The following is a 25893-nucleotide window of genomic DNA, read 5'->3' as shown; positions in this document are numbered from 1 at the left end:
CGTTGCACGCGGGCCGCCGCTGTGGCAAAGTGTCCGATGAGGGGACAAGGCAGCAATGCCGGAGACGGAAAGAGAGGAACGCCGAACATGGCAGTGAAGAACGCGGTGAAGAGCCGCCTGTACGAAAAGACCATCGTCGACTACGCGGCCAAGGACAACGGCTTTTTCATCGCCCTGAGCCACGACCAGCACTTCCTGAAGATGCTCCGCCAGGTCCTGAACAAGGATCTCTTCGTGGGCACGGACCGCATCCGCACCGCCCAGGAGGAGAACGGCCTGCTCAAGGAGCTCAAGGCCTTCGACCAGCGGACCAAGGGCCAGGGCCGTCCCCTGGTGCTCATCGAGCGCGTGCTGCACAACCGCAGCACCCTGCCCTTCATCAAGAACCTGAAGACCCTGTACCCGGACCTGCACGTGGTGGTCTTGACCGCCGAGGTGGAGCGCCAGGTGCTCATCCTGCTGCACGAGATCGGGGTCAGCAATTTCATCACCAAGCCCGTGAGCGTGAACACGCTCATCGAAAAGCTGGCCTTCACCATCAAGCCCCAGGGCAAGATCGGCCAGTACCTGGACCGGGCCAAGGACCATCTGGCCAAGGGCCTCTGGGACGAGGCCGAGGCCCTGGCCGCCAAGGTTCTGGAGCTCAAGCCCGGCAGCCCGGCGGCCCTCATGGTCCGGGGTGACGCGGAAAAGGGCAAGGGCGAGGTGCAGGCCGCCGAGGCCGCGTACCTGGAGGCCCACAAGGGCGCGTCCCTGTACCTGGAGCCCCTGAAGAAGCTGGCCAGCCTCTACGAGGACGAGGGGGACCTGGAAAAGCAACTCTCCTACCTCAAGAAGCTGGACCGCCTCTCGCCCCTGAACGTGGAGCGCAAGATCAACATGGGCGAGATCCACATGGAGTTCGGCGACGTGGAGGCGGCCGAGCAGTGCTTCGAGCAGGCCGTGGCCAACGCGCGCAAGGAAGCCCAGCTGATGATGGAGGAGATTCGCCGCTCCATCGCCGAGAAGTGTATGGACAAGGCCCCGGCCATGGCCGAGAAGTTTTTCCGCTCCATCATCGAGTCCAAGGCCGGCGCCCTGCGCGAGGCGGACATCGAGACCTTCAACCGCCTGGGTATCGCCCTGCGCCGCCAGGGCCGCTGGCAGGACGCCGTGTCCGAGTACGACCAGGCCCTGGGCATCTGCCCGGACGACGAGAACCTGCACTTCAACCGCGCCGTGGCCCTGTCCGAGGGCGGCAGGCACCGCGAGGCCCATTCCGCCCTGCAGCGGGTCCTGGACCTCGTGCCCGACTTCGGCCAGGAGAGCGCGGTGCTGTCCTTCAACATCGGCATCATGTTCGCCAACGTGCGCAAATCCGAGGATGCGGGCAGATACTTCCGCCACACCCTGGACCTGGACCCCGGGCACCAGGGCGCGCGCAAGATGCTCCAGGGCCTCTAGGCCCCGTCACGTCGCGTCTGGACTTGGACGCCGCGCCGGGCTAGCATGCCATGTGCTGAATAGTCCGCAATCCCCGGAGGCCGCATCATGCAGCGCAAGGGTGGCGTCGTCCACGGCGTGAGCCTGCTCACCGACCACGACATCTACCTCTTCAAGGAGGGTCGCCACTTCCGGCTTTACGAGAAGCTGGGGGCGCATCCCATGGAGGTCGACAGGAGTTCCGGGACCTTGTTCGCGGTCTGGGCGCCCAACGCGCGCTCGGTGTGCGTGTGCGGGGACTTCAACTATTGGGACCGCGCGAACCACGCCCTGGCCCCGCGCCCGGACGGCTCGGGCATCTGGGAGGGCTTCCTCCCCGGGGTGGGGCGCGGCACCCAGTACAAATACCACATCGTGTCCCGCGAGGGCGGCCACGAGGCGGACAAGGGCGACCCCTTCGCCTTTCTCTGGGAGGGCGCCCCGGGCACTGCCTCGGTGGTCTGGGACCTGGACTATTCCTGGGGCGACGGGGAGTGGATGGCCTCGCGCGGGGCGCGCAACGCCCTGGACGCCCCCTGGAGCGTGTACGAGGTGCACGCGGGCTCCTGGCGGCGGGACCACGGCGACGGGTTCCGCTCCCTGCACTGGGGCCAACTGGCCGAGCAGCTGCCCGGGTACGCGGCGGACATGGGCTTCACCCACGTGGAGCTGTTGCCCGTCATGGAGCATCCCTTTTTCGGGTCCTGGGGCTACCAGACCGTGGGCTATTTCGCGCCCACCAGCCGTCTGGGCCCGCCCCAGGATTTCATGCGCCTGGTGGACGCCCTGCACCGGGCGGGGGTGGGCGTGATCCTGGACTGGGTGCCCTCGCATTTCCCCCTGGATGGGCACGGCCTGGCCTTTTTCGACGGCACCCACCTCTTCGAGCACGAGGACCCCAGGCGCGGCTACCATCCGGACTGGCATTCGGCCATCTTCAACCACGGCCGCTACGAGGTGCGCTCGTTCCTCATCTCCAGCGCCCTGTTCTGGCTGGACCGCTACCACGCCGACGGCCTGCGCGTGGACGCCGTGGCCTCCATGCTCTACCTGGACTATTCCCGCAAGGACGGGGAGTGGGAGCCCAACGCCTTCGGCGGGCGCGAGAACCTGGAGGCAATCGAGTTCCTGCGCAGCCTGAACCGCGCGGTGTACGCGGACCATCCCGACGTGCAGACCGTGGCCGAGGAGTCCACGGCCTGGCCCATGGTCAGCCGCCCGGTGCACATCGGCGGCCTGGGCTTCGGCATGAAGTGGAACATGGGCTGGATGCACGACGCCCTGGAGTATTTCTCCAAGGCCCCGGTGTTCCGCCGCTTCCACCAGAACCTCTTGACCTTCGGCATCTGGTACGCCTTCAGCGAGAATTTCATGCTGCCCCTGTCCCACGACGAGGTGGTGCATGGCAAGGGCTCCCTGTACGGCCGCATGCCCGGGGACCAGTGGGCCAAATGCGCGGGCCTGCGCGCCCTGTACGGGTTCATGTACGCCCACCCGGGCAAGAAGCTCCTGTTCATGGGCGCGGAGCTGGGCCAGGTGCCCGAGTGGAACCACGACCAGGAGCTGGAATGGCATCTCCTGGATGTGCCCGCCCACCGGGGGGTGCGGGACTTCCTGCGCGACCTGAACCGCGTGTACCGCGCCGAGCCCGCCCTGCACGCCGTGGATTTCTCGGCCGAGGGCTTCGAGTGGGTGGACTTCCACGACGCCGACGCCGGGGTGGTCTCCTTCGTGCGCAAGGCCCCGGGCGCGGCCCCGGTGCTCTGCGCGTGCAACTTCACCCCCGTGGCGCGCGACGGCTATCTGGTGGGCGCGCCGCGCCCGGGCTTCTGGCGCGAGCTCCTCAACTCCGACGCCGAGGCCTACGGCGGCTCGGGCCGGGGCAACCTGGGCGGGTGCGCGACCCGGCCCGTGAAGGCCCAGGGGCGGGACCAGAGCCTGGCCCTCTGCCTGCCGCCCCTGTCCGTGGCCTATTTCCGCTGGGAGGAGGGCGGCGAATGATAGCCGCCCTGGCGCGCCGCTCCTCGGGCCTGCTCATGCACGTCTCCAGCCTGCCCTCGCGCTACGGCGTGGGGGACATGGGCTCCGGGGCCCGGCGCTTCGTGAACTTCCTGGCCCGCGCCGGGCAGCGCTTCTGGCAGATCCTGCCCCTGAACCCCACCTCGCCGTTTCTGGGCAATTCGCCGTATTCCAGCCACAGCCTGTTCGCGGGCAACCCCCTGTTCATCAGCCCGGAACGCCTGGCCGCCGACGGCTGGCTGCGCCTGGCGGACATCCAGCGGGGCCTGCCCCCCGGGGGGCGCGGCGTGGATTTCGAGGCCGCGGAGGCCTACAAGCGCGGGCTCCTGGCCATGGCCTGGGAGCGCGGGCGGGAGAGGCTGGCGGACCACGAGGGCTTCGCGGCCTTTCGCGCCGAACACGACGCGGCCTGGCTGGACGACTTCGCCTGCTTCAGCGTGCTCAAAGAGCGCTTTTGCGGCGCGGCCTGGGACACCTGGCCAGAGGAATTCCGCCGCCGCGAGCCCGGGGCCATGGAACGCCTGCGCCGCGACGAGGCCGAGGGGCTGGAGCGGGCCCGGTTCACGCAATACCTGTTCTTTTCCCAATGGGCGGACGTGAAGGCCTACGCCAACGGGCGCGGGATATCCCTCATCGGCGACCTGCCCTTCTACCCGACCTTCGACAGCGCGGACGTCTGGGCCCACCCCGGGGCCTTCCAGCTGGATGGGGAGGGCCGGGCCCTGGTGGTGGCCGGAGTGCCGCCGGACTATTTCAGCGAGACGGGCCAGCGCTGGGGCAACCCGGTCTACGACTGGGAGGCCCAGGCCGGGGACGGGTATTCCTGGTGGGTCTCGCGCATCGCCCAGAACCTGCTCTGGGCCGACCTGATTCGTCTGGACCATTTCCGGGGCTTCGCGGCCTACTGGGTGGTGCCGCCCCACGAGGACACGGCCATGAACGGCTGGTGGGTGCCCGGGCCGGGCAGGGCGTTCTTCGACGCCGTGCGCGCTCGCTTTCCGGAACTGCCCGTCATCGCCGAGGACCTGGGGCTGATCACCGACGACGTGGTGGAACTGCGCGAGGGCTGCGGCCTGCCCGGGATGCGGGTGCTGCAGTTCTCCTTCGGCCCGGACGTGGGCGAGAGCGCCAACTCTCTGCACAACCACGAGCCGCACAGCGTGGCCTACCCCGGGACCCACGACAACAACACCGCCGCCGGGTGGTACGCCCGGGACCTGGGCGATGAGGGCCGCAGGCGGCTCAACGACTACCTGGGCCGCGACGTGACGCCCAGGGACGCGGCCTGGACGCTGATGCGCCTGGCCCTGGTTTCCTGTTCGCGCCTTGCCGTGATACCCATGCAGGACGTGCTGGGCCTGGGCGGCGAGGCGCGCATGAACGTTCCGTCCCTGGCCAAGGGCAATTGGTCCTGGCAGTGCGGACCAGAGGATTTGCGCCCGGCACTGGCGGACAGGCTGCGGCGGCTGTGCGCCCTGTACGGGAGGGTCTGAGGAAACCGTTTCAAACGTATGGGCGCGGTTGACTTCGCGCCGCATTTAGGGTTTTACAGTGGCGGCGCGCCTCGGGCGCGCGGCGCAGCAGCGCTCTCAAAGACGAAACCCAAGGATAGAACCATGTCGAACATCAAGTCCGCCGTAGCGGCCCTGGCCCTGGCCGTGAGCCTGGCCTGCTTGGCAACCCCCGCTTCGGCCACCACCGTATACGACCTGGAGCAGGCCGTGCAGCGCGCCCTGGAGGCCAACCCCAGCATGGAGGCCGCGCGCCACCAGTATCTGGGCGCGGAAGAGGGCCGCAAGGCCGCCCGCGGGGCGTTCCTGCCCTCGGCCACCGTGACCTACGGATACACCCGCTACCAGCGCAAGACCACCAACTCCTTCGGCAACTACAGCCGGGACAACGACGTCTGGGCCGCGACCTTCAACATCCACCAGCCCCTGTTCGCGGGCTTCAACATCCTCTCCAACTACCAGAAGGCGGAGCTGACCAAGGAGAACGCCGAGGCCAACGTGCGCAACGCCGAGCTGTCCCTGACCACCTCGGTGCAGCAGAATTTCCTGGGCCTGCTCAAGGCCCGCGAGGACGTGCGCAGCGCCGAGGACTCCGTGACCCGCTTGAAGGAGCAGCTCAAGGTCACCCAGGCCTTCTATGACGTGGGCCTCAAGCCGCGCCTGGACGTGCTCCAGGCCGAGGTGGACCTGGCCAGGGCCGAGGACACCCTCATCGCCGCCCAGAACGACGTGGCCACCCAGACCGTGCGCCTGAACACGCTCCTCAACCTGGACCTGGACGCGGACGTGGACTACCAGGGTGACCTCAACTACCAGCCCTTCACCATGGAGATCGACGAGGCCCTGGAGACGGCCTACAAGGATCGTCCGGACCTGTACATGGCCGCCAAGAGCGTTGATATCGCCGTCAAGGACAAGAAGATCACGGACAGCGCCTTCTACCCCCAGGTGGGCTTCGACTACGACTGGTCCACCTACGGCAACAGGCCCATCGCCCACGGCGACCAGTACCGCGACACCGACGTCAGCGAGTATTCCCTCGGGGTCACGGCTTCCTGGAAGTTCTGGGAGTGGGGCGCGACCTACTACGCCAGCCGCCAGGCCGGGGAGAACGTGAGCGCCCTGCTGCGCACGGCGGACAACACCCGCCAGGAGGCCACCTACGAGGTCAAGGTCAACCATCTGGCCATCCGCAAGGCCGCCGAGAGCATCCGCGTGAACAAGAAGGCCCTGGAGGCCGCGCAGGAGAGCTACCGCATGGCCAAGGCCCGCTACCAGGCCCAGGTGGGCACCAACACCGACGTGCTGGACGCCCAGGAGCGCCTGACCGTCGCCGAGGCCTCTTTGACAGCGGCCCTTGCGGATTACAAGATCGCCCTGTCCAAGCTCTATGCCTCCATCGGCAAGGAGAACCCCTCGCTGCTCAGCCAGTAGGGCGGGCGGCGCCAACGGACTTCGCGGCGGGGCCTTCGGGCCCCGCTTTTTTTTGCCCGGCGAGATTTTTCTGCGCCCGGCCCCCCCTTGAATGCTGCCAAAACAGCCGCTTTGTGCTATTTTTCTGGTGTGCGGGCCTTTTCATACTAAAACACTAGGATTATATCCCTTGGGTCGGCGGCGCATGCCGCCGCCGACCGGGAACATGCCCAAGGAGGTTCATCAATGTGGGAATATACTGACAAGGTTCGGGAATTGTTCCTGAACCCAAAGAACGCTGGGGAGCTCGAGGATGCCAACGCCGTGGGCGAGGTGGGAAGCCTGGCCTGCGGAGACGCCCTGAAGCTTTTCCTGAAGATCAACGACCAGGGCGTCATCGAGGACGCCCGTTTCCAGACCTTCGGCTGCGCCAGCGCCATAGCCTCGTCCTCGGCCCTCACGGAGATGCTCAAGGGCAAGACCGTGCAAGAGGCCGAGGGCATCACCAACAGGGACATCGCCGCGTTTTTGGGCGGCCTGCCCAAGGAGAAGATGCACTGCTCGGTCATGGGCCAGGAGGCCCTGGAGGCCTGCATCCGGAACTGGCGCGGCGAGGCCGAGCCGGACAAGATCACCGAGGGCGAGATAGTCTGCCACTGCTTCGGCGTCACCGACGTGGCCATCCGCCGGGCCATCCAGGAGAACGGCCTGGAGACCGTGGAGGACGTCACGTCCTTCACCAAGGCCGGGGGCGGCTGCGGCGATTGCCACGGCAGGATCCAGGAGATCCTGGACGAGGTGAAGGGCGTTGCGCGCCCCGAGGCGCCCGCGGCCGCGAAGCCCCTGACCAACCTCCAGCGCGTGCAGATGGTGACCCGGGCCATCGAGGAGATCGTCCGCCCGGGGCTGGCCCGCGACGGCGGCGACATCGAGCTGGTGGACGTGGACGGCAAGGACGTCGTCGTGGCCCTGCGCGGGGCGTGCGGCACCTGCCCCATGAGCCGTCAGACCCTTAGGGACTTCGTGGAACGGACCCTGCGCGAGCGGGTGGAGCCTGGCATCCGGGTCAAGGAGGCGGCGTCATGAGCGTGATCTATCTGGACAACAACGCCACCACCAGGGTGGACCCCGAGGTCCTGGGCGAAATGCTGCCCTTCTTCTCGGAACGGTACGGCAACCCGTCGAGCATGTACGCCTTCGGCGGCCTGGTGGGCGGGAGCCTGGCCCAGGCCCGCGAGCGCGTGGCCCAGGGCCTGGACTGCTCCCCGGAGGAGATCGTGTTCACGGCCTGCGGCACCGAGAGCGACAACGCGGCCTTCCACGCCGCCGTGAGCAAACAGCCGGACAAGCGCCACGTCGTGACCACCAAGGTGGAGCATCCCGCCGTGCTCAACGTGGCCGAGCGTCTGGAGAAGAACGGCTACGACGTGACCTGGCTCGGCGTGGACCACAAGGGCCGCCTTGACCTGGACGAACTGCGCGGCTCCCTGCGCGAGGACACGGCCCTGGTGTCCGTGATGTACGCCAACAACGAGACCGGCAACATCCATCCCCTGCCCGAGATCGCGGATATCGTGAAGGAGCGCGGCATCCTGCTGCACACCGACGCGGTGCAGGCCGTGGGCAAGGTGCCCTTCTCCCTCAGGGATCTGCCCGTGGACTATCTGGCCCTGTCCGGCCACAAGCTGCACGCGCCCAAGGGCGTGGGCGTGCTCTTCGTGCGCAAGGGGGCCCCCTTCGCGCCCTTCATGCTCGGCGGGCACCAGGAGCGCGGCCGCCGCGCGGGCACGGAGAACACCGCGGGCATCGTGGCTCTGGGCAAGGCCGTGGAGCTGGCCACCGCGCACATCGACGAGGAGCGCATCCGGGTCAAGGCCTTGCGCGACCGCCTGGAGCGCGGCCTGCTGGAGGCCATTCCCGACGTGCGGGTCAACGGCGACCCCGCGTCGCGCCTGCCCAACACCGTGAACCTGTCCTTCCGCAACGTGGAGGGCGAGGCCATCCTGCTGATGATGGACCAGCACGGCATCTGCGCCAGCTCGGGCTCGGCCTGCACCTCGGGCAGCCTGGAGCCGTCCCACGTGCTGCGGGCCATGGACGTGCCCTTCGACTTCGCCCACGGCTCCGTCCGTTTCTCCCTGTCGCGCTTCAATGGCGACGCGGACGTGGACACGGTGCTTGAGACGCTGCCCGGAATCATCGCCAGGCTGCGGGAGCTGTCGCCCTTCAAGGGCGGTGCCTGCTCCGGCTGACGGCGTCCCCCGGGCGGAGCCGGGGCGGCGCGCATCCTTCCAACGCATTACCGGGAGGTTCCCATGCGCATCGCGCGCGACATGTGCGAATTGGTGGGCCGTACGCCCATGGTTTTCCTGAACCGCCTGGCCGAGGGCTGCGCGGCACGGGTGGCCCTGAAGCTGGAGAGTTTCAATCCCTGCGGCTCCGTGAAGGACCGCCCGGGCCTGAACATGGTCCTGCGCGCCGAGGAGCAGGGCCTGCTCGGGCCCGGCGCGCGCCTGGTGGAGCCCACCAGCGGCAACACGGGCATCGCCCTGGCCTTTGTCTGCGCGGTCAGGGGCTACCGGCTGACCCTGACCATGCCCGAGAGCTTCAGCCTGGAGCGGCGCACGCTCCTGGCCGGGCTGGGCGCGGAGCTGGTGCTGACCCCGGCGGGGGAGGGCATGCCCGGGGCCATCGCCCGGGCCGAGGCCATCGCCCGCGAGACCGGGGCCTTCATGCCCAGGCAGTTCGACAACCCCGCCAACCCCGAGGTCCACAGCCTGACCACGGCCCAGGAGATATGGGAGGACACCGACGGGCTGGTGGACGTCGTCGTGGCGGGGGTGGGCACGGGCGGCACACTCACGGGCACGGCCCGGGCCCTCAAGGGGAAGAAGCCCGGCCTGCTGGCAGTGGCCGTGGAGCCCGAGGATTCCCCGGTGCTCTCGGGCGGCGCGGCCGGGCCCCACGGCATCCAGGGCATCGGCGCGGGCTTCGTGCCCGGCAACGCCGATGTCTCCCTGTACGACGAGATCGTGCGCATGCCCACGGCCGAGGCCCTGGCCACGGCCAGGCGGCTGATGCGCGTGGAGGGGGTGCTCTGCGGCATCTCATCCGGGGCCAACGTGGCCGCCGCCCTGCACGTGGCACGCAGGCCCGTGAACCAGGGCAAGCTCGTGGTGGCCGTGGTCTGCGACACGGGCGAGCGCTATCTGTCCACGGCCCTGTTCCAGGAACCGGGCGGTGAAACCGGAGGACCAAAGGCATGAAGACCCTGAACCACGTGGCCGACGAACTCTGCGATCCCGCCTCCTACGAGGTCGTGTACCACAGCCACCGCCGCCACGCGCCCATGCCCTCCAGCGAGATCACCAAGGATATCGTGGCGCGCCTGCGGGCGGTGCTTTTCCCGGGATATTTCGGATACTCCGACGTGGACTCCGAGAACATGCGCTCCCATGTGGGCGCGAACCTGGACAAGGTCTACCGGCTGGTGGCGGAGCAGATCCGGCGCGGCCGCTGCTTCACCTGCGCGCTCACGGACGGGGATTGCTCCGGCTGCGAGGAGGAGGCCCAGGACCTGTCCCGGCGGTTCATCGCCCGCCTGCCCGAGGTGCGGCGGCTGCTGTCCACGGACGTGCTGGCGGCCTATGAGGGCGATCCCGCGGCCAAGAGCCCGGGGGAGGCCATCTTCTGCTATCCCAGCATCCAGGCCATGACCAACTACCGCATCGCCCACGAACTGCACAACCTGGGCGTGGAGCTCATCCCGCGCATCATCACGGAGCAGGCCCACTCCCGCACGGGCATCGACATCCACCCCGGCGCGAAGATCGGCGAGCGTTTCTTCATCGACCACGGCACGGGCGTGGTCATCGGCGAGACCTGCGTCATCGGCGAGAACGTGCGCCTGTACCAGGGCGTGACCCTGGGGGCCAAGTCCTTCCCCAGGGACGAGAACGGCGCGTTCATCAAGGGCATCCCCCGGCATCCCGTGGTGGAGGACGACGTGATCATCTACTCCGGGGCGACCATCCTGGGGCGCGTGACCATCGGCAAGGGCTCGGTCATCGGCGGCAACGTCTGGCTGCTCACGGACGTCCTGCCGGGCACCAAGGTCATCCAGGTCCCGGCGGGAGGGGCTCAGGACCAGAGCGGCAACCTGTTGGGGAATCCGGAAGAGTAGCCCGCGCGTCCAAGTGGGGCTTCTTTACGGCCAACCAGCGGAGCGTGGGCCGGGGCATTCCAAAACGTCTGCTCACGCCTTGCGCCACTGAAGGCAGTTGAGCATTCCGTTCCAGAGGTACGAGATGCGAGGCGCAAGAAAACAGCACGACCGACGCGTATCTCAATACGCGAGGTTGTGCCGTTTTCGCAGCAACGAAGCAGATTGTGCCTCTGGGACGGAATGCTAGTGCGCCAGGTCCTGGAAGGCCTGGATCACATAGCGGGCCAGGCTGTGGGTCAGGGCGTCGTCGGGGTCCTGGCCGCCGTGCAGGGTCACTGTGGTGGAGGGCAAAAGGGGCAGGCCCTCGGCCTCGCCCAGCACGCGGCAGTCCGGGAAGTAGGCGCTGGCCGCGATGGGGGCCACGGCCAGGCCCGAGCGCACCGCCGCGACGATGCCCGCCGTGCTGGGGCTGCAATAGGCGATGCGGAAGGGCCGCCCGAGCTTGTGCAGGGCCGCCAGGGCCCAGCCCCGCTGCACGCAGCCCTCGTGGAACAGGGCCAGGGGCAGGGGCGTTTCCTCCTCGGGCCGGGCGTGGGCCGAGGCCACCCAGAGCACGCGCTCGCGGTGGATGGCGCGGCCGCCGTCGGGCGTGTCCCCGCACACGCACAGGGCCAGGTCGAGGTTGCCGGCCCGCATTTCCTGCACCAGGACCCGGCTGGTGTCGCAGATCAGGTCCACGCGCACCTTGGGATGCTCCCGGGAAAAGGCCGCCAGGATGCGCGGCAGATGCTGGCTGGCGTAGCTCTCGGAGGCCCCGAAACGCACCATGCCGCCGATGTCCGGCCTGCTGAACGCGGCCAGGGCCTCGTCGTGCAGGCTGAGGATGCGCCGGGCGTAGTCCAGCAGTTCCTGGCCCTGTCCGGTGAGGGCCATGCCGCGCCCCTGGCGCGTGAACAGGCGGGCGTCCATGTCCTCCTCCAGACGCTTCATCTGCATGCTCACGGCGGATTGCGTGCGGTGCACGCGCTCCCCGGCGCGGGTGAAGTTGCCGCTTTCCGCGGCAGCCACAAAGGTTCTCAGGACGTCGATGGGCAATTGCCCCTGGGTGATTTCATCAGGCATGCTTATGTCTACGCTGAATGCAATTCGCTTGTCTAATGTTTTTGCGGGACGTATGGTGCGCGGGAACCGGAACCTCAACCAGGAACAGCGACCATGTCCAAGAACGGGGAATTCATCGAAGACCAGCCGGCCCTGCGGGCGCGCACCCGCGTCCTGGCCCGCAAGTACGCCGACGAGCTGCAGGCCGAGGTGGGCCAGCGCCTCGACGCCCTCACCACCGAGATATACGCATCCAAGGCCTTGGATTCCAAGACCAAGCGCCTCATGGCCCTGGCCATCGCCGTGACCCACGGCACCCGGGGCTGCACCCTGGCCCAGACGGACCACTGCCTGAACAACGGGGCCACGGTGCAGGAGATCATGGAGGCCTGTTCCGTGGCCGTGTCCATGGGCGGCACCATGTCCCAGGCCAACACCACGCGCGTGGTGGACTATCTGGAACAGCTGGAACTGATCTGACGGCCTGATCGGCCGGAGCGGGCGCCTTGCCTGCCCCGCCTGATGTCCTGCGGGGCAAACAATCAGGTGAGCTTATGTTCATGATGAATTTAATTCGTTTGCTTCATGTTTCTCTCCGGGGGTAGGCTGCGCCCATACATGAACCCGCAACCCCGGAGGACGACATGTTCAAGGAAGACCAGCTCGCCGTGAGGGCGCGCACCAAGGAATTGTTTCTGCGTTTCAAGAACGAGCTGCGGCCCGAGGTGGGCGGCCCCCTGGGCACCCTCACCGAGGCCGTGTACGCGGGCGGCGCGCTGGACACCAAGACCAAGCGGCTCATGGCCCTGGCCGTGGCCCTGACCCACGGCTGCCGTGGTTGCATCCTGGCCCAGCTGGAGTACGCCCTGGCCGCCGGGGCCAGCGCGCAGGAGGTCCTGGAGGCCTGCTCCGTGGCCATCTCCATGGGCGGCACCATGTCCTGCGCCGAAACCACCCGCGTGGTGGAGTATCTGGAACAGGCTGGAAAAATCTAGCAGGCCGCTCCCAAAACAGCGATCTGCGGCCTTGTTGCGCCGCTTCGCCGCTACGGAAAATTCAAGCCCTCGCGTATGTTCTGCGCGAGGGTTTGTTTTTTGTGCGGCAGTGAAGGTTCCCTTCCGCGAAGCATGTGGCCTCCCTTCCCCATCCCGTTTGCCTGCTTATGAGGTAGCGCCAGCATTCCGTTCCAGAGTTACGGAATGCGAGGCGCAAGAACGATGCAAGGCCGACGACCGACTAGCTGTTAGGCGAATCTTCGAGCCTTACAGATATCGAGAGCAGAGCTGTACTCCCCGTACGCGAGGGTTTGCATCGTTCGCAGCAACGAAGCAGATCGTGCCTCTGGAACGGAATGCTAGATGGAGCCGACTGAATTGCCGGGGATATTGTCGAAATTCAGGGCGGCCTGGGCGTAGGCCTGCAGGGCCTTGGCGCGGGTCAGGCGGCTGGTGTCGGGCTCGGCGGGGGCGGTGTCCTTGACGGGTGAGGATTCACTGGCGGCGTAGAGGATCTGGGCGGCTTCCAGGTCCGCGTCGAACCCTTCCCGGCCCAGGGAGGGGGACTGCCCGGCAATCTGCCGGTAATCCAGCTCCACGTCGTGGGCAGTGAAGTCCAGCCCGAACTTGCCCAGGGAGATGCCGATGCTGCGCTTGCGCACGCGCGCCGCGTCGGAGATCGAGGCGGCGGCCTTGATGGCCCGCTCGGCGCGCGCCTGCTCGCCGCGCTCCTCGTCCATGCGCGTATAGGCCTGGTAGGCCTGTGCGGATTGGGTGACGCCTGTGACGGGCATCGCAGCTTCCCCGGCGGCTCCATGCGGGCCACCCGCTCCCTTGGGGGAGGGACCTTGCGGCGGGCGCGCCGTTCCTGGGCGGGCCGCCGCGCCGTGGCTTCCGTCCTGGAAGCTGCGCGGATAAAGAAAGGCAAAGAAACCATAAGGCGTGGATGAATTTTTGACAACCCTCAGCGGAGACGCGGGCCGCCGCTTCTCCGCTACGCCGCTTCGCTATTTGCCCTTGCCGTCCAGGAAATGGATCTCCGCGCGCGCGGTTTCCTCGTCCAGGGGCTTGATCTTGACCTCCACCCGCTGGTCGAAGAACGCGGCAGCGCCGTTCAAGATGCCCTCGAAATAATCGAACAGGGCGCGCGGGGACGTGTAATTCATGAACAGCACGTCGCCCTTGTCCTCGAAAGTGAACTTGGGCGGGCGCGCGCCGGGCATGTCCTTGGTGACCTGGGCATGCACGTCGTTCATGGTCATGTAGAATTCCTTCAGGGTCTTGGCGCGGAAGTAGCGCTTGTAGAGCCGATGGAAACCCTCAACCGTGACCAGGCCGAACTTGTAGAAGATCTTGCGCCGGGAGTCGCCGCTGGTGGCTTGCACAAGTTCGGCCATCTGCACCAGCACGGCGTCGGGATAGCTCTCCGACGGCAGGAAGGTGGGGTCGCCCATTTCCTCCTGCATGGCCTCGAAGACCTCGTCGCCGTATTCGTCGCGCACGAAGCGCTGCATCAGCTCCGGGAGCACGCCCCTCATCTGCTGCCCCGAAGCCTGCAGCTTGGGCCCTTCGCCGCCTCCGGACAGGCTCTGGGAGAGGCGCAGCAGCTCGGCGGAGAGCTGGGCGATGTCCTTGGTGGCGTATGCCTGCTGGGTGGCGCCCTCGTCCGAGTCCCGGGCGATGGAGGCGATCTCCTCCACGCTGCCCGAGATATCCTCGGCCGCCGAGGACTGCTCCTCCGCCGCCGAGGCGATCTGGCGCACCCGGCCCACCATGCCCTCGATGTGCTCCATGACCTGTTCCAGGGACTGGCCCGCGCTGTTGGACAGCTCCGTGGATTCCTCCACCTGCTGGCCAGTGCGGTGCATGGAGTCCATGGCCTGCTTGGAGGAATGCTGGATGCTGCGCACTGCGGCCTCCACGTCGCCGGTGGCCTGCATGGTCTTCTCGGCCAGCTTGCGCACTTCGTCGGCCACCACGGCGAAGCCGCGCCCCGCGTCGCCCGCGCGCGCGGCCTCGATGGCCGCGTTCAGCGCCAGGAGGTTGGTCTGATCCGCGATGTCGCTGATCACGCCGATGATGCGTCCGATCTCTCCGGCCTGGTTGTCCAGCCCGCCCAGCTCCTCGGCCAGTTCCCGGGCCGAGGCCGCCAGGCTGTTGATGCCGTTCACGGCCCGATGCACCAAGTCCGCGCCCTCGCGGGCCACGCCCCGGGCCTCGTCCGCCGCGTCGGAGGTGGCCGAGGCGTTGGACGCCACGTCCATGACCGCGCGCATCATCTTCTCCATGGTCGCGGCCACGGCTTCGGTCTGTTCCTTCTGGCGGTTGGCGCCCGTGGCCTGCTCGTCGGCGTAGGCGCTCATCAGCTCTGAGGACCCGGCCAGGCGCTGGGCCAGTTCGTTCACGCCGTACGTGGCCTCCTGGAAGGCGGCCAGGCGCTTGTCCGCCTCGGCGGCGCATTTCAGATCCCCGGCGCGGGGCACGGCCAGGGCCGTCAGGCCTCCGCCGGGCAGGGACGCGCAGTATATGCGCACGGGCTCCCCGGAGGCCATGGCCGCGTCCGCGCCGTCGGCTTGGTCCTTGGCCCGGACCATGGCCTGGGCGGCTTCCGCGCCGAGGATCTGCTCCGGGTCCCGCCCCAGGAGGGCGCTTTCCGGGTTGTTCGTCAGCCGCGCGAAGCTTGTGCTGGCCGCCGTCAGCCGCCGCCCCGAATCGAACACCGCCAGGGGCAGGGGGGACGCGCTCACGGCCTGGGACAGATTCGTGGCCGCCGCCCAGGAGTCCCTGGCCTCCTTGCGGGCCTGCTCCAGGTCCCCGACCATGTCCAGGCACTGGTTGCGCGCCCGGCCGGCCACATAGGCGCAGAGCACCAGAGCCAGGGCCGATCCTCCGCCGGCGATCCACCACGAGCCCGTGGCCGCGGACGCAGCGGCCACGGCCGCGCACACGGCGAAGATGATCCAGATGCCGGTGACGGATACCGAGGGGGGCATTTTATTGAGCTCTGCCATGAGGGTCCTCGCTTGCTTGGCGGCCGGGCGGATTGAGTACGTATAGCCAACACAATAGCTTCCTTGTTCCTTTTCGGCAACCAGTGCGGCCGGATTTGTCGCGCGGCCGCCCCGGTGCGGGGCGGGCTGCGCTTTATGACCCCGCCTGCGGATGGCGCTTCAAAAACGCGGTTCTTTCGTGTATCACCGACATGTTGCGGACCGGAAACTCGTTCACGGCCGCGAGAGGGAGGCTTATGGCTGATTCCGTCCAGAATATCTTGAAATACCTGAAGCGCGCCAACGCGGCATTCCTCAAGGGCGAAACCCTGCGGCCCATGGTTTCCGTGGCCGAGGCCCTGAAGCTGATCCTGTCGTCCAAGCTGCATTCCATGGACCAGCAGAAGGTCACGTCCCTGCTGCGCGAGAGCCTGCAGAACTTATCCAAGCTGGAGGCGGTCAAGCAGTTCCGCGCCGAGCCCCTGGCGCTGGGCAAGGGCGGGGAGAAACAGGTCCTGGCCCAGCTGGTGCCGCTGATCAAGAAGATCCACGCCGAGCGCAAGCGCGAGTCCATGGAGGCCGTGCGCGAGCGCAAGCTGAACATCGACCGGGCCATCATCCACGGGCGCAACGCCCTGGCAGGGGGCAAGGTGGACGAGGCCAGGGAGTATTTCCGCCAGGCCACCAACCTGCACGTGGACGAGGACGCCATGTACCTGATCATCGCCGACGCCCTGCATCAGGCCGAGGCGTTCAAGGAGTCCTTCGAATACCTGCGCCTGGCGCTGATGCAGAATCCCGGGGACCGCAAGGCCTGCGAGATGCTGGTGGAGGCCTGCAAGAAGACCGGCAAGGCCGAGCGGGGCATGCTGCTCCTGAAGAAGATCCAGGAGAAGAAGGAACAGACCGCGCAGGCCGGGCTGGCCCTGGCCAAGCTCCTGGCGCAGAAGCGGCAGTACAAGGAGGCCGAGGGCCAGGCGCAGGCCAGCCTGGCCCTGGATCCGGAGCTCCTGGACGCCAAGAAGTTCCTGCGCAGCGTCCAGTCCAAGGCCGCCAAGGCCTGAGTGCCGCAGCCGCCCGGGCCCCGGCCTTGACAGGCCCCGGGGCAATCCCTACGTTCCTGCCTCAACCCAGACCCAAGGAGAAAACCCATGGCATACGATATCCGCCTGGTGAAGCTCATCAACGGCGAAATGGTCATAGGCAAGTTCGAGGAGCGCGACGGCGGGCAGGTCCTCAAGGACACGGCCGTGCTGCAGACCGTTCCCACCCAGCAGGGCGTGCAGATGATGCTGTTGCCCTTCGGCTATCCCTTCGACAATGAGATCGACGCCGAGATCGACTACAAGCACGTGCTGTACACGTACAAGAAGGTCCCCGCGGACCTGGAGAAGAAGTACATCGAGGCCGCCAGCGGCCTGGCCATGGCCGGGGCGGGCGATCTCGCCGGCCTGGGCGGCGGCGCCGGGGCCGACTTTTCCCAGCTCCTGAAGAAGTAGCCACCGGCGGCTCGGCCGCCGCCTAGGGATATGAGGGCGGCCTTCCGGGCCGCCCGTCCATTTGGGGCATACGCCCGAAGGACCCGATGAAGAAGCTTCTGCCGCTGTTCACCGGCCCCAGCCGCTATCTGGGGACCGAGCCCGGCACCGTGCGCAAGGACCCGGACGCCGTGCGCGCGCGCCTGGCCCTGGCCTTTCCGGACCTCTACGAGGTGGGCATGTCCTACCTCGGCCAGAAAATCCTCTACGCGGCGGTCAACGCCCGCGAGGACCTCTGGGCCGAGCGGGTCTTCGCGCCGGACCACGACGTGGCCCGGGTGCTCTCCGAGCGCGGCGAGCCCCTTTGCACCCTGGAGTCGGACACCCCGCTTTCGGCCATGCACGCCGTGGCCTTCCACATCACCCACGAGCTCTGCTACACCAATATCCTCTATATGCTGGATCTGGGGGGCATCCCCCTGGAGTCGGCCGCGCGCGGCGAGCACGACCCCATCGTCATGGCCGGGGGCGGCTGCACCTTCAACGCCGAGCCCGTGGCCCCGTTCCTGGACCTGATGGTCCTGGGCGACGGCGAGGAGATCCTGCCCGAGGTCATGGGGCGCATCGCCGACGGCCGCGAGGCCGGGACGCCGCGCGCCGAGCTGGTGGCCTCGTTGCGCGACATCCCGGGCGTGTACGTGCCCGCGCTGTTCGCGCCCGTGGACGGAGCGACCCCGACGCCGCTGGTGCCCGGCTACGAGCGGGTGGAGAAGCGCATCGTGGCCGACCTGGACGCCTGCGACTTTCCCACGCGCCACATCACGCCCTTCGCGGGGGCGGTGCACGACCGCCTGGCCGTGGAGATCGCGCGCGGCTGCACCCGGGGCTGCCGCTTCTGCCAGGCCGGGATCATCTACCGCCCGGCCCGCGAGCGCAGCCCCGAGACCCTGGACCGGATCATCGAGCGGGGCCTGGCCGAGACGGGCTACGAGGACCTGTCTTTCCTGTCCCTGTCCACGGGCGACTACTCCGGGCTGGAGGAGCTGTTCACCAGGAGCTTCGAGCGCTGCAGCGCCGAGCAGGTGGCCATCAGCCTGCCGTCGCTGCGCGTGGGCTCGGTGTCCGAGCGCATCATGGGGCTGATGGCCTCCATCCGCCGCACGGGAGCGACCCTGGCCCCGGAGGCCGGGAGCCAGCGCCTGCGCGACGTGATCAACAAGGGCATCACCGAAGAGGCCCTGGTGGAACACGTCCAGAAGCTTTTCGCTCACGGCTGGCAACAGGTGAAGCTGTATTTCATGCTCGGCCTGCCCACGGAGACCGACGCGGACATGGAGGCCATCCTGGACCTCTGCCTCAAGGTGCGCGACTGCGCCGGGCCGGGGATCAAGCGCCTGCAGGTCACGGCGGCGGTGTCGCCCTTCGTGCCCAAGCCGCACACCCCGTTCCAGTGGGAGCGCCAGCTGGGCATGGACGAGGTGCGCGCCCGGGTGGACCTGCTGCGCGAGCTGTTCCGGCCCTACAAGCGCCTCAAGCTGCGCTGGCACATGCCCGAGATGAGCTGGCTGGAGGGGGTTTTTTCGCGCGGGGACCGCAGGCTGGCCCCGGTGGTGCGCCGGGCCTACGAGAAGGGCGCGCTGTTCGCCAGCTGGAAGGACCATCTGGACCTCGCGCCCTGGCGGGAGGCCCTGGCCGAGGAGGGCATCGACCCCGAGCCGTTTTTGGGCGCGCGGGACCCGGAGGGCTCCCTGCCCTGGGACCACCTGTCCTCGGGCGTGACCAAGCGCTTCCTGCTCACCGAGCGTTCCCGCGCCCTGGACGCCAAGCTCACGGACGACTGCCGCTACAACGCCTGCCGCAACTGCGGGGTCTGCAATTTCGACGGCCGCGCCTCCGAGCTTTCCCGCCAGGCCGGGACCCTGGACATCCGCCCCCGCGTGGCCCGCGAGACCCGCGACCAGGCCGACGCCACGGGCGGCAGCGGCCACCAGACGGCCGCGGAACTCCCGGCCGCTCCCGCGGCCCCCGCGCCCCAGGCCCCCGCGAAGTCCCAGGGCGGCCGCCCCAAGCCCCCGGACATCGGGGAGCTGTCGGACAAGGCCGGGCATTTCCGCGTCTGGCACACCAAGGTCGGGGAGCTGCGTTTCCTGTCCCAGATCGAGCTCCAGAGCCTCCTGGAGCGCATCATGCGCCGGGCGCGCATCCCGGTGAGTTTTTCCGCGGGCTTCCATCCCCTGCCGCGCGTGTCCTTCGGCCGGGCCCTGCCCGTGGGCGTGGCCAGCGAGGCCGAGTGGTTCAACCTCTTCGTGCGCAAGCCCATGGACCCGCTGGAGCTGGGCCGCGCCCTGGACCCGCATCTGCCCCTGGGCTTCGGCCTGCTGCGCGTCGAGACCCTGCCCCTGGGCAAGAAGCAGCCCCAGGCCGTGGCCGAGGATTTCCGCCTGGAATACCTGGACGGGCCCGACGAGGCCGCCCGGCGCATGGAGCAGTGGCGCGCCGCCCTGGCCCTCGAAACCATGCCCTGGACGCGCATGACCAAGAAGGGCGAGCGCACCACGGATGTGCGGCCCATGCTGGCCTCGGCGGAGCCCCAGGGCGACGCGGCCGCAGCCCTGCGCCTGGACTGGGGCGCGCAGTACGTCTCGCCCCTGCGCCTGGTGGAGCTGGTGCATCCGGGCCTGGGCCCGGAGCGTTTCCTGCTGACCAAGGTCCGGCAATGGATGGAATCGCCGGAAGAGGCGGACTGACCGGGTTTCGGCCCCAAAACGCGGCACAAATTTGTGAATTGCGTACGCGACATTGACTTCGCTCCTGTTTTTCTGAATCAATAGCTCCTTCGCCGTTCATTCGATTGTCGACAGCGAAAGCGGCGAAGTCGGCGATGGCCGTCGCAAGTGCGCAACGAAGCGTGGATGGATATTCAGGACCCCGGGAAGGGGCCGCCGTGTTGTTCGAAACCTGACTGATTCGGAGGACTCATCATGAAACTGAAGAGCATCGTAGCCGCCATCATGGCGGTCCTGTTCGTGGCGTCCGCCGCGTGCGCGGGCATTTTGGACGACGTCAAGGCCAAGGGCCACGTCACCGTGGGCGTCAGCGGCAAGGTCCCGGGCTTCTCCGCTCCGGACAAGGACGGCGTGTGGCGCGGGTTCGATGTGGACTTCGGCCGCGCCGTGGCCGCCGCCGTGTTCGACGATCCCACCAAGGTCAAGTTCGTGCCCGTGACCACCAAGGAACGCTTCACGGCCCTGCAGACCGGCGAGATCGACGTGCTGTCGCGCAACACCACCTGGACGTTCTCCCGCGACGTGAAGCAGGGCATCGATTTTTGCGGCATCCTGTTCTACGACGGCCAGGGCTTCATGGTCCCCAGGAAGCTCGGCGTGACCAGCGCCACCCAGCTTGACGGCGCCAGCGTCTGCATTCAGATCGGCACCACCACGGAGATGAACGTCTCCGACTACTTCGCGGCCCACAAGATGACCTACAAGCCCGTGGTCTACGAAAGCGCCGACGACGCCACCGTGATCTACGACACCGGCCGCGCCGACGTGTACACCTCGGACATCTCCGGCCTGGCCGCGCGCCGCACGGCCCTGACCAACCCCGCGGACCACGTGATCCTGCCCGAGGCCATTTCCAAGGAGCCCCTGGGCCCGGCCGTGCGCCAGGGCGACCAACAGTGGAGCGACATCGTGCGCTGGACCCTGTTCGCGCTGATCAACGCCGAGGAGATGGGCGTGACCTCGCAGAACGTGGACGAGATGCTCAAGTCCGAGAAGCCCGACGTCAAGCGCCTGCTGGGCGTGGACGGGGCCTACGGCGAGATGTTCGGCCTGAGCAACGACTGGGTCTACCGCATCGTCAAGCACGTGGGCAACTATGGCGAGATGTACGAGCGCAACGTGGGCCCCAAGACCGCCCTGGGCATCGAGCGCGGCATCAACGCCCTGTGGAAGGACGGCGGCCTGATCTACGCCCCCCCCATCCGCTAGCGGCTAACTGGCGACAACGCGGTCCCGGGGCCACGGGCTCCGGGACCGTTTTCCGTATTGCAAACCGGACGAACAATGGCCGACACCACCGACACGGGCGCGGACGCAGCGCGCGCCGACAAGGAACGCGGACTCCAGCGCCTGCTGCATGACCGCCGCACCCGGGCCCTGGTCATCCAGGCCGCGGTCTTCCTCCTCATCGCCTCGGGCCTGGCCTTCGCCGCCCTGAACACCGCCAGCAACCTGCACAAGGCGGGCATCGCCTCGGGCTTCGGGTTCCTGGGCCAGACCGCGGGCTTCGACATCAGCCAGACCCTGGTGGAGTATTCCCGGGCCAGCACCTACGCCCGGGCCTTCCTGGTGGGCCTCTTGAACACCCTGGTGGTCTCGGTGGTGGCCATCGCGGCCTCCACGGTGCTCGGGTTCTTCCTGGGCGTGGCCCGGCTGTCGCCCAACTGGATCGTCTCGCACATGGCCGCGGTGTGGATCGACATCGTGCGCAACGTGCCCCTGCTCCTGCAGGTCTTTTTCTGGTACATCGCCATCCTGAACCCGCTTCCCGGGCCCCGGCAGGCCCTGTCCCTGGGCGACGCCCTGTTCCTCTGCAACCGGGGGGTGATCATGCCCGGCCCGGTGTGGGGCCAGGGCAGCTGGGCGGTGGGGGCGGCCTTTGTCCTGGCGCTCGGCGGCGTTTTCTGGCTGCGGCGCTACGCCAGGCGGCGGCACAAGGCCACGGGCAGGCGTTTGCCCGTGTTCAGCCTGTCCCTGGGGCTGCTGGTGCTCCTGCCCCTGGCGGCCATGGCCCTGGCGGGCTTCCCCGTGGGCCTGGACATGCCCGCGATGAGCGGCTTCAATTTCAAGGGCGGCATGACCATCATCCCCGAGTTCATCGCCCTGTGCCTGTCCCTGAGCCTGTACGCCTCGGCCTTCATCGCCGAGAACGTGCGCGCGGGCATCATGGCCGTGCGCAAAGGCCAGCGCGAGGCGGCCCTGGCCCTGGGCCTGCGCCCCGGCCTGACCATGCGCCTGGTGGTCATCCCCCAGGCCATGCGCATCATCATCCCGCCGCTGACCAGTCAGCACCTGACCACGGTGAAGAACTCCTCCCTGGCCGTGGTCATCGGCTATCCGGACCTGATCTCCGTGTTCGCGGGCACCACCCTGAACCAGACCGGGCAGGCCGTGGAGGTCATCGCCCTGACCATGCTCGTGTATCTGGCCGTGTCCCTGGCCATTTCCCTGGCCATGAACTGGTACGACGCCAAGATGGCCATCACGGAGAGATAAGCGTGTACGTGAAGACAGAGCGCCATCCGGACCTGCCGCCGCCGCCCCTGGAAACCGGCCTGGGAGGCTGGCTGCGCAAGAACCTCTTTTCCTCGCCCCTGAACACGGCGCTGACCGCGCTGGGGCTGTGGCTGTTCTGGGTCACGGTGCCGCCCTTCGTGCGCTGGGCCGTGGTGGACGCCCAGTGGGGCGGCTGGACCCGCGAGGCCTGCGAGGTGCTGCCGGGGGTGGACGCCGGGGCCTGCTGGGTGTTCATCAAGGTCCGCCTGGGCGTCCTCATGTACGGGTTCTACCCGCCGGACGAGCGCTGGCGCGTGACCATGGCCGCGCTGATGCTCTTCGCCAGCATAGGCCCCCTGGTGGCCGCGTCCCTGATCCGCGAATCCCGCGATTTCTCCGAGCGGCTGCAGCTCCTGCTCCCGGCGGCCGGGACCGTGGCCTGCCTCATCCTCTGCGGCCTGGGGCCCGGGGTCCTGGCCGGGGTCTTTTTGTTCGCGCCGTCGTTCCTCTGCCACGTGAACTTCCGGCACCTGACGCGCCCGCTGCCCGGGGGCGCGGGCCTGCGCCTGGGCATCGTGGCCCTGGTCTTCGCCGTGGCGCGCGTCGCGGCGGGCAGCGGCAACCCCGACGAGGCCAACGCCCTGGCCCTGGCCGCCGCCGTGGCGGCCTGCCTGCCCCTGTTCATGGGCCGGTCCACGGAGACCCGCTGGCGCTTCGTGCTCCTGTTCTGCGTGTTCCCGTTTTTCGGCTACTGGCTGTTCTCGGGCGGGGCCTTCGGCTTGGCCGCCGTGCCCACGGACCGCTGGGGCGGGCTGTCCCTGACCCTGCTCATGGCCAGCGTGGGCATGAGCGTGTCCCTGCCCATGGGCATCCTCCTGGCGCTGGGGCGGCGCAGCGACATGCCCGTGATCCGCTCCCTGTCCATCGCCTACATCGAGTTCATCCGCGGGGTGCCGCTCATCTCCGTCTTGTTCATGGCCTCGGTGATGCTGCCCCTGACCCTGCCGCCGGGCACGCATTTCGACAAGCTGCTGCGGGCTTTGGTGGGCATTTCCTTCTTCTACGCGGCCTACATGGCCGAGGTGGTGCGCGGCGGGCTGCAGTCCATCAGCAAGGGCCAGTACGAGGCCGCCGGGGCCCTGGGCTTCCGCTACTGGCGGTCCATGCGCCTGATCATCCTGCCCCAGGCCCTGCGCGTGGTCATTCCCGGCATCACCAACACGTTCCTGGGCCTGTTCAAGGACACAACCCTGGTGGCCGTCATCAACCTCATGGACATCCTGGGCATCGTGAAGAGCGCCCTGGCGGACTCGGACTGGCTGGGCTTCACCAAGGAGGCCTACGTCTTCGCCGGGTTCGCATTCTGGATATTCTGCTTCTCCATTTCCCGCTATTCCATGCGGTTGGAGAAGAGATTGGAAGTCAAACGCTAAGCGAGGAGGGCCCATGCCCGCCAACGAAGAAAAACCGGCCGTCCGCATCGAGGGCCTGCACAAGTGGTACGGCGAGTTCCATGTCCTGAAGGACATCAACCTCACCGTGGCCCACGGCGAACGCCTGGTGATCTGCGGCCCCTCGGGGTCGGGCAAGTCCACCATGATCCGCTGCATCAACCGCCTGGAGGGCTTCCAGAAGGGGGCCGTCATCGTGGACGGCATCGAGCTCACCGATGACTTGAAGCGCATCGACCGCGTGCGCCGCGAGGTGGGCATGCTGTTCCAGGATTTCAACCTCTTCCCGCATCTGACGGTCATGGAGAACTGCACCCTGGCTCCCATCTGGGTCAAGAACATGCCCCAGAAGGAGGCCGAGGGCCTGGCCATGCACTTCCTGGAGCGCGTGCGCATCCCGGACCAGGCGGACAAGTACCCGGGCCAGCTTTCGGGCGGCCAGCAGCAGCGCGTGGCCATCGCCCGCAGCCTGTGCATGAGCCCCCGGATCATGCTCTTCGACGAGCCCACCAGCGCCCTGGACCCGGAGATGATCAAGGAAGTCCTGGACGTGATGATCGACCTGGCCGAGACGGGCATGACCATGCTCTGCGTGACCCACGAGATGGGCTTCGCGCGCACCGTGGCCGACCGGGTCATCTTCATGGACCGGGGCGAGATCATCGAGATGAACGAACCCGAAGAATTCTTCCGCAACCCGCAGAGCGACAGGGCCAAGGAATTTCTCGGCCAGATATTGTCCCACGGCATGGCCGAGGCCTGAACCACCATCGGGCGCCATCGCCGCGCCCAGGAGAACAACCAATGAAGATCGGTATAGCGCGCGAGATCAAGCCCCAGGAGGGGCGCGTCGCGTTTCTGCCCGCCCAGGTGCGCGAGCTCGCCACGGCCGGGCACGAGGTGTATGTCGAGAAGGGCGCCGGGGCCCTGTCCCGCGTCTCGGACGAGGACTACGCGGCCGCCGGGGCCAAACTCCTCGGCTCGGGCGAGGAAATCTTCGCCACGGCCACCATGGTGGTCAAGGTCAAGGAGATCCTGCCTCCGGAGTTCGGCTACCTGCGCCCGGAGCACATCATCTTCACCAACATCCATTCGGCCCTGGACCGTCCGCAGCTGGACGCGCTCCTCGAAGCCAAGGTCGCGGCGGCCATCGCCGCCGAGAACACCCACCAGTTCGGCTCTCCCAACTGCGCCCTGGCCGGCGAGGTCGGGGCCCTGGAGGCCGTGCGCCTGACCCTGGCCCCCCACGGGGGCACGGGCCGCCATTTCATGAGCCATTTCGGCGCGGCCGCGGCCAAGGCCGTGGTCCTGGGCCTGGGCAACGTGGGGCGCGGCGCCCTGCGCACCCTGGTGGGCCTGGGCGTGAGCGTCGCGGGCCTGGACGTCTGGGAAGGCGCGCGCAAGGCCGTGAAGATGGACTACTACAACCGCGACGTGGTGGTGGACGACATCAGCGCCCTGGAGAACTACCTCTACGACGCGGACATGATCGTGAACTGCGTGCTCTGGCCCAAGGAGCGCGAGGACCATCTCATTTCCCGCGCGATGCTGCGCCGTTTGAAGCCCGGGGCGGTCATCGTGGACATCTCCTGCGACACCCACGGGGCCATCGAGACCAGCCGGGCCACGTGCTGGGCCGACCCGGTGTACGAGGAGGAGGGCGTGCGCCACTTCTGCGTGGACAACATCCCCGGGGCCGTGCCCGTGACCGCGTCCGCCGGATACGGCGAGGCCATCCTGCCCAAGGTTGCGCTCATCGCCGAGGTCGGCGTGGCGGAGGCCTGCCGCCGCGAGCCCTGGATCGCCCGGGGCCTGACCTGCGCCCACGGCGAGCTGATCCTGGCCGAGGCCGGGCGCTTCCAGAAGCGCGAGTTCACCCCCGTCAACGATTGGTTGGCGCGGCAGAAATAGGTTTTACATTGCAGAAGAAAAGGCCCCGTACGGGGCTTTTTGTGCTGAGATGGTTATCACCTGACAGTAGGCCATGAAATGAGCGTGGTCATGCCGCCCTTGGTTGGGGTACGGCT

At 67.9% G+C, this 25893-nt stretch carries 21 protein-coding genes; 18 read left to right on the top strand and 3 right to left on the bottom strand.

Annotated elements, in window-relative coordinates; translation table 11 throughout:
* Positions 1-87: 87 nt before the first annotated feature.
* The 8 genes from ACYYG1_RS14280 to epsC all read left to right on the top strand — a co-directional run bounded on the left by ACYYG1_RS14280 (position 88) and on the right by epsC (position 10587).
* The gene (locus tag ACYYG1_RS14280) at positions 88-1443 is read left to right on the top strand and encodes a tetratricopeptide repeat protein (protein WP_461211004.1); all 1356 of its coding nucleotides are present in this window, start codon (positions 88-90) and stop codon (positions 1441-1443) included.
* 87 nt (positions 1444-1530) lie between these two features.
* Complete coding sequence (gene glgB, locus ACYYG1_RS14275; RefSeq protein WP_461211003.1) at positions 1531-3462, top strand: 1,4-alpha-glucan branching protein GlgB; 1932 nt, start codon at positions 1531-1533, stop codon at positions 3460-3462.
* Entirely contained in the window at positions 3459-4973 is a 1515-nt protein-coding gene (malQ, locus tag ACYYG1_RS14270; protein ID WP_461211002.1) for a 4-alpha-glucanotransferase, read from the top strand. Before glgB ends, malQ begins: the two co-directional genes overlap by 4 nt.
* A gap of 123 nt (positions 4974-5096) precedes the next feature.
* On the top strand, positions 5097-6425 hold the full coding sequence (locus tag ACYYG1_RS14265) for a TolC family protein (RefSeq protein WP_461211001.1): 1329 nt from the start codon (positions 5097-5099) through the stop codon (positions 6423-6425).
* A gap of 225 nt (positions 6426-6650) precedes the next feature.
* The gene (nifU, locus tag ACYYG1_RS14260) at positions 6651-7490 is read left to right on the top strand and encodes a Fe-S cluster assembly protein NifU (protein ID WP_461211000.1); all 840 of its coding nucleotides are present in this window, start codon (positions 6651-6653) and stop codon (positions 7488-7490) included.
* Positions 7487-8656 carry a cysteine desulfurase NifS gene (gene nifS, locus ACYYG1_RS14255; protein WP_461210999.1) on the top strand — a complete coding sequence of 390 codons (1170 nt, stop codon included), beginning with the start codon at positions 7487-7489 and terminating at the stop codon, positions 8654-8656. The genes nifU and nifS overlap by 4 nt, the downstream gene beginning before the upstream one ends.
* A gap of 63 nt (positions 8657-8719) precedes the next feature.
* Positions 8720-9670: a cysteine synthase A gene (gene cysK / locus ACYYG1_RS14250; protein WP_461210998.1), complete on the top strand. Its 951-nt coding sequence runs from the start codon at positions 8720-8722 to the stop codon at positions 9668-9670.
* Positions 9667-10587: a serine O-acetyltransferase EpsC gene (gene epsC, locus ACYYG1_RS14245; RefSeq protein ID WP_461210997.1), complete on the top strand. Its 921-nt coding sequence runs from the start codon at positions 9667-9669 to the stop codon at positions 10585-10587. Before cysK ends, epsC begins: the two co-directional genes overlap by 4 nt.
* Positions 10588-10812: 225 nt before the next feature.
* Here the strand turns inward: epsC and ACYYG1_RS14240 are convergent, their stop codons facing one another.
* On the bottom strand, positions 10813-11691 hold the full coding sequence (locus tag ACYYG1_RS14240; protein ID WP_461210996.1) for a LysR substrate-binding domain-containing protein: 879 nt from the start codon (positions 11689-11691) through the stop codon (positions 10813-10815).
* 93 nt (positions 11692-11784) lie between these two features.
* On the opposite strand from ACYYG1_RS14240, the gene ACYYG1_RS14235 reads away from it, so the two are divergent.
* Positions 11785-12150, top strand: a complete 366-nt coding sequence (locus ACYYG1_RS14235) for a carboxymuconolactone decarboxylase family protein (protein ID WP_461210995.1) — start codon at positions 11785-11787, stop codon at positions 12148-12150.
* Positions 12151-12314: 164 nt separating this feature from the next.
* On the top strand, positions 12315-12665 hold the full coding sequence (locus ACYYG1_RS14230) for a carboxymuconolactone decarboxylase family protein (RefSeq protein WP_461210994.1): 351 nt from the start codon (positions 12315-12317) through the stop codon (positions 12663-12665).
* A 359-nt stretch (positions 12666-13024) separates the two neighbouring features.
* On the opposite strand, the gene ACYYG1_RS14225 is transcribed toward ACYYG1_RS14230, so the two are convergent.
* Together ACYYG1_RS14225 and ACYYG1_RS14220 are read right to left on the bottom strand one after the other, a co-directional pair.
* A complete protein-coding gene (locus ACYYG1_RS14225) occupies positions 13025-13459 on the bottom strand; it encodes a hypothetical protein (protein WP_461210993.1) in 435 nt (144 codons plus the stop codon).
* Positions 13460-13672: 213 nt separating this feature from the next.
* Positions 13673-15676 carry a methyl-accepting chemotaxis protein gene (locus ACYYG1_RS14220; RefSeq protein WP_461210992.1) on the bottom strand — a complete coding sequence of 668 codons (2004 nt, stop codon included), beginning with the start codon at positions 15674-15676 and terminating at the stop codon, positions 13673-13675.
* Between the two features lie 236 nt (positions 15677-15912).
* On the opposite strand from ACYYG1_RS14220, the gene ACYYG1_RS14215 reads away from it, so the two are divergent.
* From ACYYG1_RS14215 to ACYYG1_RS14180, 8 genes are all read left to right on the top strand, one after another.
* Positions 15913-16719, top strand: a complete 807-nt coding sequence (locus tag ACYYG1_RS14215) for a tetratricopeptide repeat protein (RefSeq protein WP_461210991.1) — start codon at positions 15913-15915, stop codon at positions 16717-16719.
* Between the two features lie 87 nt (positions 16720-16806).
* Complete coding sequence (locus ACYYG1_RS14210; RefSeq protein ID WP_461210990.1) at positions 16807-17154, top strand: hypothetical protein; 348 nt, start codon at positions 16807-16809, stop codon at positions 17152-17154.
* Between the two features lie 86 nt (positions 17155-17240).
* Positions 17241-19880, top strand: coding sequence for a TIGR03960 family B12-binding radical SAM protein (locus ACYYG1_RS14205; RefSeq protein ID WP_461210989.1), 2640 nt, complete (start codon positions 17241-17243; stop codon positions 19878-19880).
* Positions 19881-20114: 234 nt separating this feature from the next.
* On the top strand, positions 20115-21128 hold the full coding sequence (locus ACYYG1_RS14200) for an amino acid ABC transporter substrate-binding protein (protein WP_461210988.1): 1014 nt from the start codon (positions 20115-20117) through the stop codon (positions 21126-21128).
* 75 nt (positions 21129-21203) lie between these two features.
* Entirely contained in the window at positions 21204-22415 is a 1212-nt protein-coding gene (locus ACYYG1_RS14195; RefSeq protein WP_461210987.1) for an amino acid ABC transporter permease, read from the top strand.
* 2 nt (positions 22416-22417) lie between these two features.
* Entirely contained in the window at positions 22418-23848 is a 1431-nt protein-coding gene (locus ACYYG1_RS14190) for an amino acid ABC transporter permease (RefSeq protein WP_461210986.1), read from the top strand.
* A gap of 13 nt (positions 23849-23861) precedes the next feature.
* Entirely contained in the window at positions 23862-24629 is a 768-nt protein-coding gene (locus ACYYG1_RS14185; RefSeq protein ID WP_461210985.1) for an amino acid ABC transporter ATP-binding protein, read from the top strand.
* A gap of 41 nt (positions 24630-24670) precedes the next feature.
* Positions 24671-25777 (top strand): alanine dehydrogenase, encoded by a 1107-nt coding sequence (locus tag ACYYG1_RS14180; RefSeq protein ID WP_461210984.1) that lies wholly within the window; start codon positions 24671-24673, stop codon positions 25775-25777.
* Positions 25778-25893 lie beyond the last annotated feature (116 nt).

The organism is Desulfocurvus sp. DL1XJH-121 (genome assembly GCF_054819825.1).
The sequence above is the reverse complement of the archived record's forward strand: the minus strand, read 5'-3'. Positions and strand labels throughout refer to the sequence as shown.

Coding starts and splice junctions, on each gene's coding strand:
- ACYYG1_RS14215 (WP_461210991.1), top strand. CDS start 15,913: ATGGCTGATTCCGTCCAGAATATCTTGAAATACCTGAAGCGCGCCAAC.
- glgB (WP_461211003.1), top strand. CDS start 1,531: ATGCAGCGCAAGGGTGGCGTCGTCCACGGCGTGAGCCTGCTCACCGAC.
- ACYYG1_RS14205 (WP_461210989.1), top strand. CDS start 17,241: ATGAAGAAGCTTCTGCCGCTGTTCACCGGCCCCAGCCGCTATCTGGGG.
- epsC (WP_461210997.1), top strand. CDS start 9,667: ATGAAGACCCTGAACCACGTGGCCGACGAACTCTGCGATCCCGCCTCC.
- ACYYG1_RS14240 (WP_461210996.1), bottom strand. CDS start 11,691: ATGCCTGATGAAATCACCCAGGGGCAATTGCCCATCGACGTCCTGAGA.
- ACYYG1_RS14225 (WP_461210993.1), bottom strand. CDS start 13,459: ATGCCCGTCACAGGCGTCACCCAATCCGCACAGGCCTACCAGGCCTAT.
- ACYYG1_RS14195 (WP_461210987.1), top strand. CDS start 21,204: ATGGCCGACACCACCGACACGGGCGCGGACGCAGCGCGCGCCGACAAG.
- ACYYG1_RS14210 (WP_461210990.1), top strand. CDS start 16,807: ATGGCATACGATATCCGCCTGGTGAAGCTCATCAACGGCGAAATGGTC.
- ACYYG1_RS14265 (WP_461211001.1), top strand. CDS start 5,097: ATGTCGAACATCAAGTCCGCCGTAGCGGCCCTGGCCCTGGCCGTGAGC.
- ACYYG1_RS14280 (WP_461211004.1), top strand. CDS start 88: ATGGCAGTGAAGAACGCGGTGAAGAGCCGCCTGTACGAAAAGACCATC.
- ACYYG1_RS14185 (WP_461210985.1), top strand. CDS start 23,862: ATGCCCGCCAACGAAGAAAAACCGGCCGTCCGCATCGAGGGCCTGCAC.
- nifU (WP_461211000.1), top strand. CDS start 6,651: ATGTGGGAATATACTGACAAGGTTCGGGAATTGTTCCTGAACCCAAAG.
- ACYYG1_RS14200 (WP_461210988.1), top strand. CDS start 20,115: ATGAAACTGAAGAGCATCGTAGCCGCCATCATGGCGGTCCTGTTCGTG.
- ACYYG1_RS14230 (WP_461210994.1), top strand. CDS start 12,315: ATGTTCAAGGAAGACCAGCTCGCCGTGAGGGCGCGCACCAAGGAATTG.
- malQ (WP_461211002.1), top strand. CDS start 3,459: ATGATAGCCGCCCTGGCGCGCCGCTCCTCGGGCCTGCTCATGCACGTC.
- ACYYG1_RS14235 (WP_461210995.1), top strand. CDS start 11,785: ATGTCCAAGAACGGGGAATTCATCGAAGACCAGCCGGCCCTGCGGGCG.
- cysK (WP_461210998.1), top strand. CDS start 8,720: ATGCGCATCGCGCGCGACATGTGCGAATTGGTGGGCCGTACGCCCATG.
- ACYYG1_RS14180 (WP_461210984.1), top strand. CDS start 24,671: ATGAAGATCGGTATAGCGCGCGAGATCAAGCCCCAGGAGGGGCGCGTC.
- nifS (WP_461210999.1), top strand. CDS start 7,487: ATGAGCGTGATCTATCTGGACAACAACGCCACCACCAGGGTGGACCCC.
- ACYYG1_RS14220 (WP_461210992.1), bottom strand. CDS start 15,676: ATGGCAGAGCTCAATAAAATGCCCCCCTCGGTATCCGTCACCGGCATC.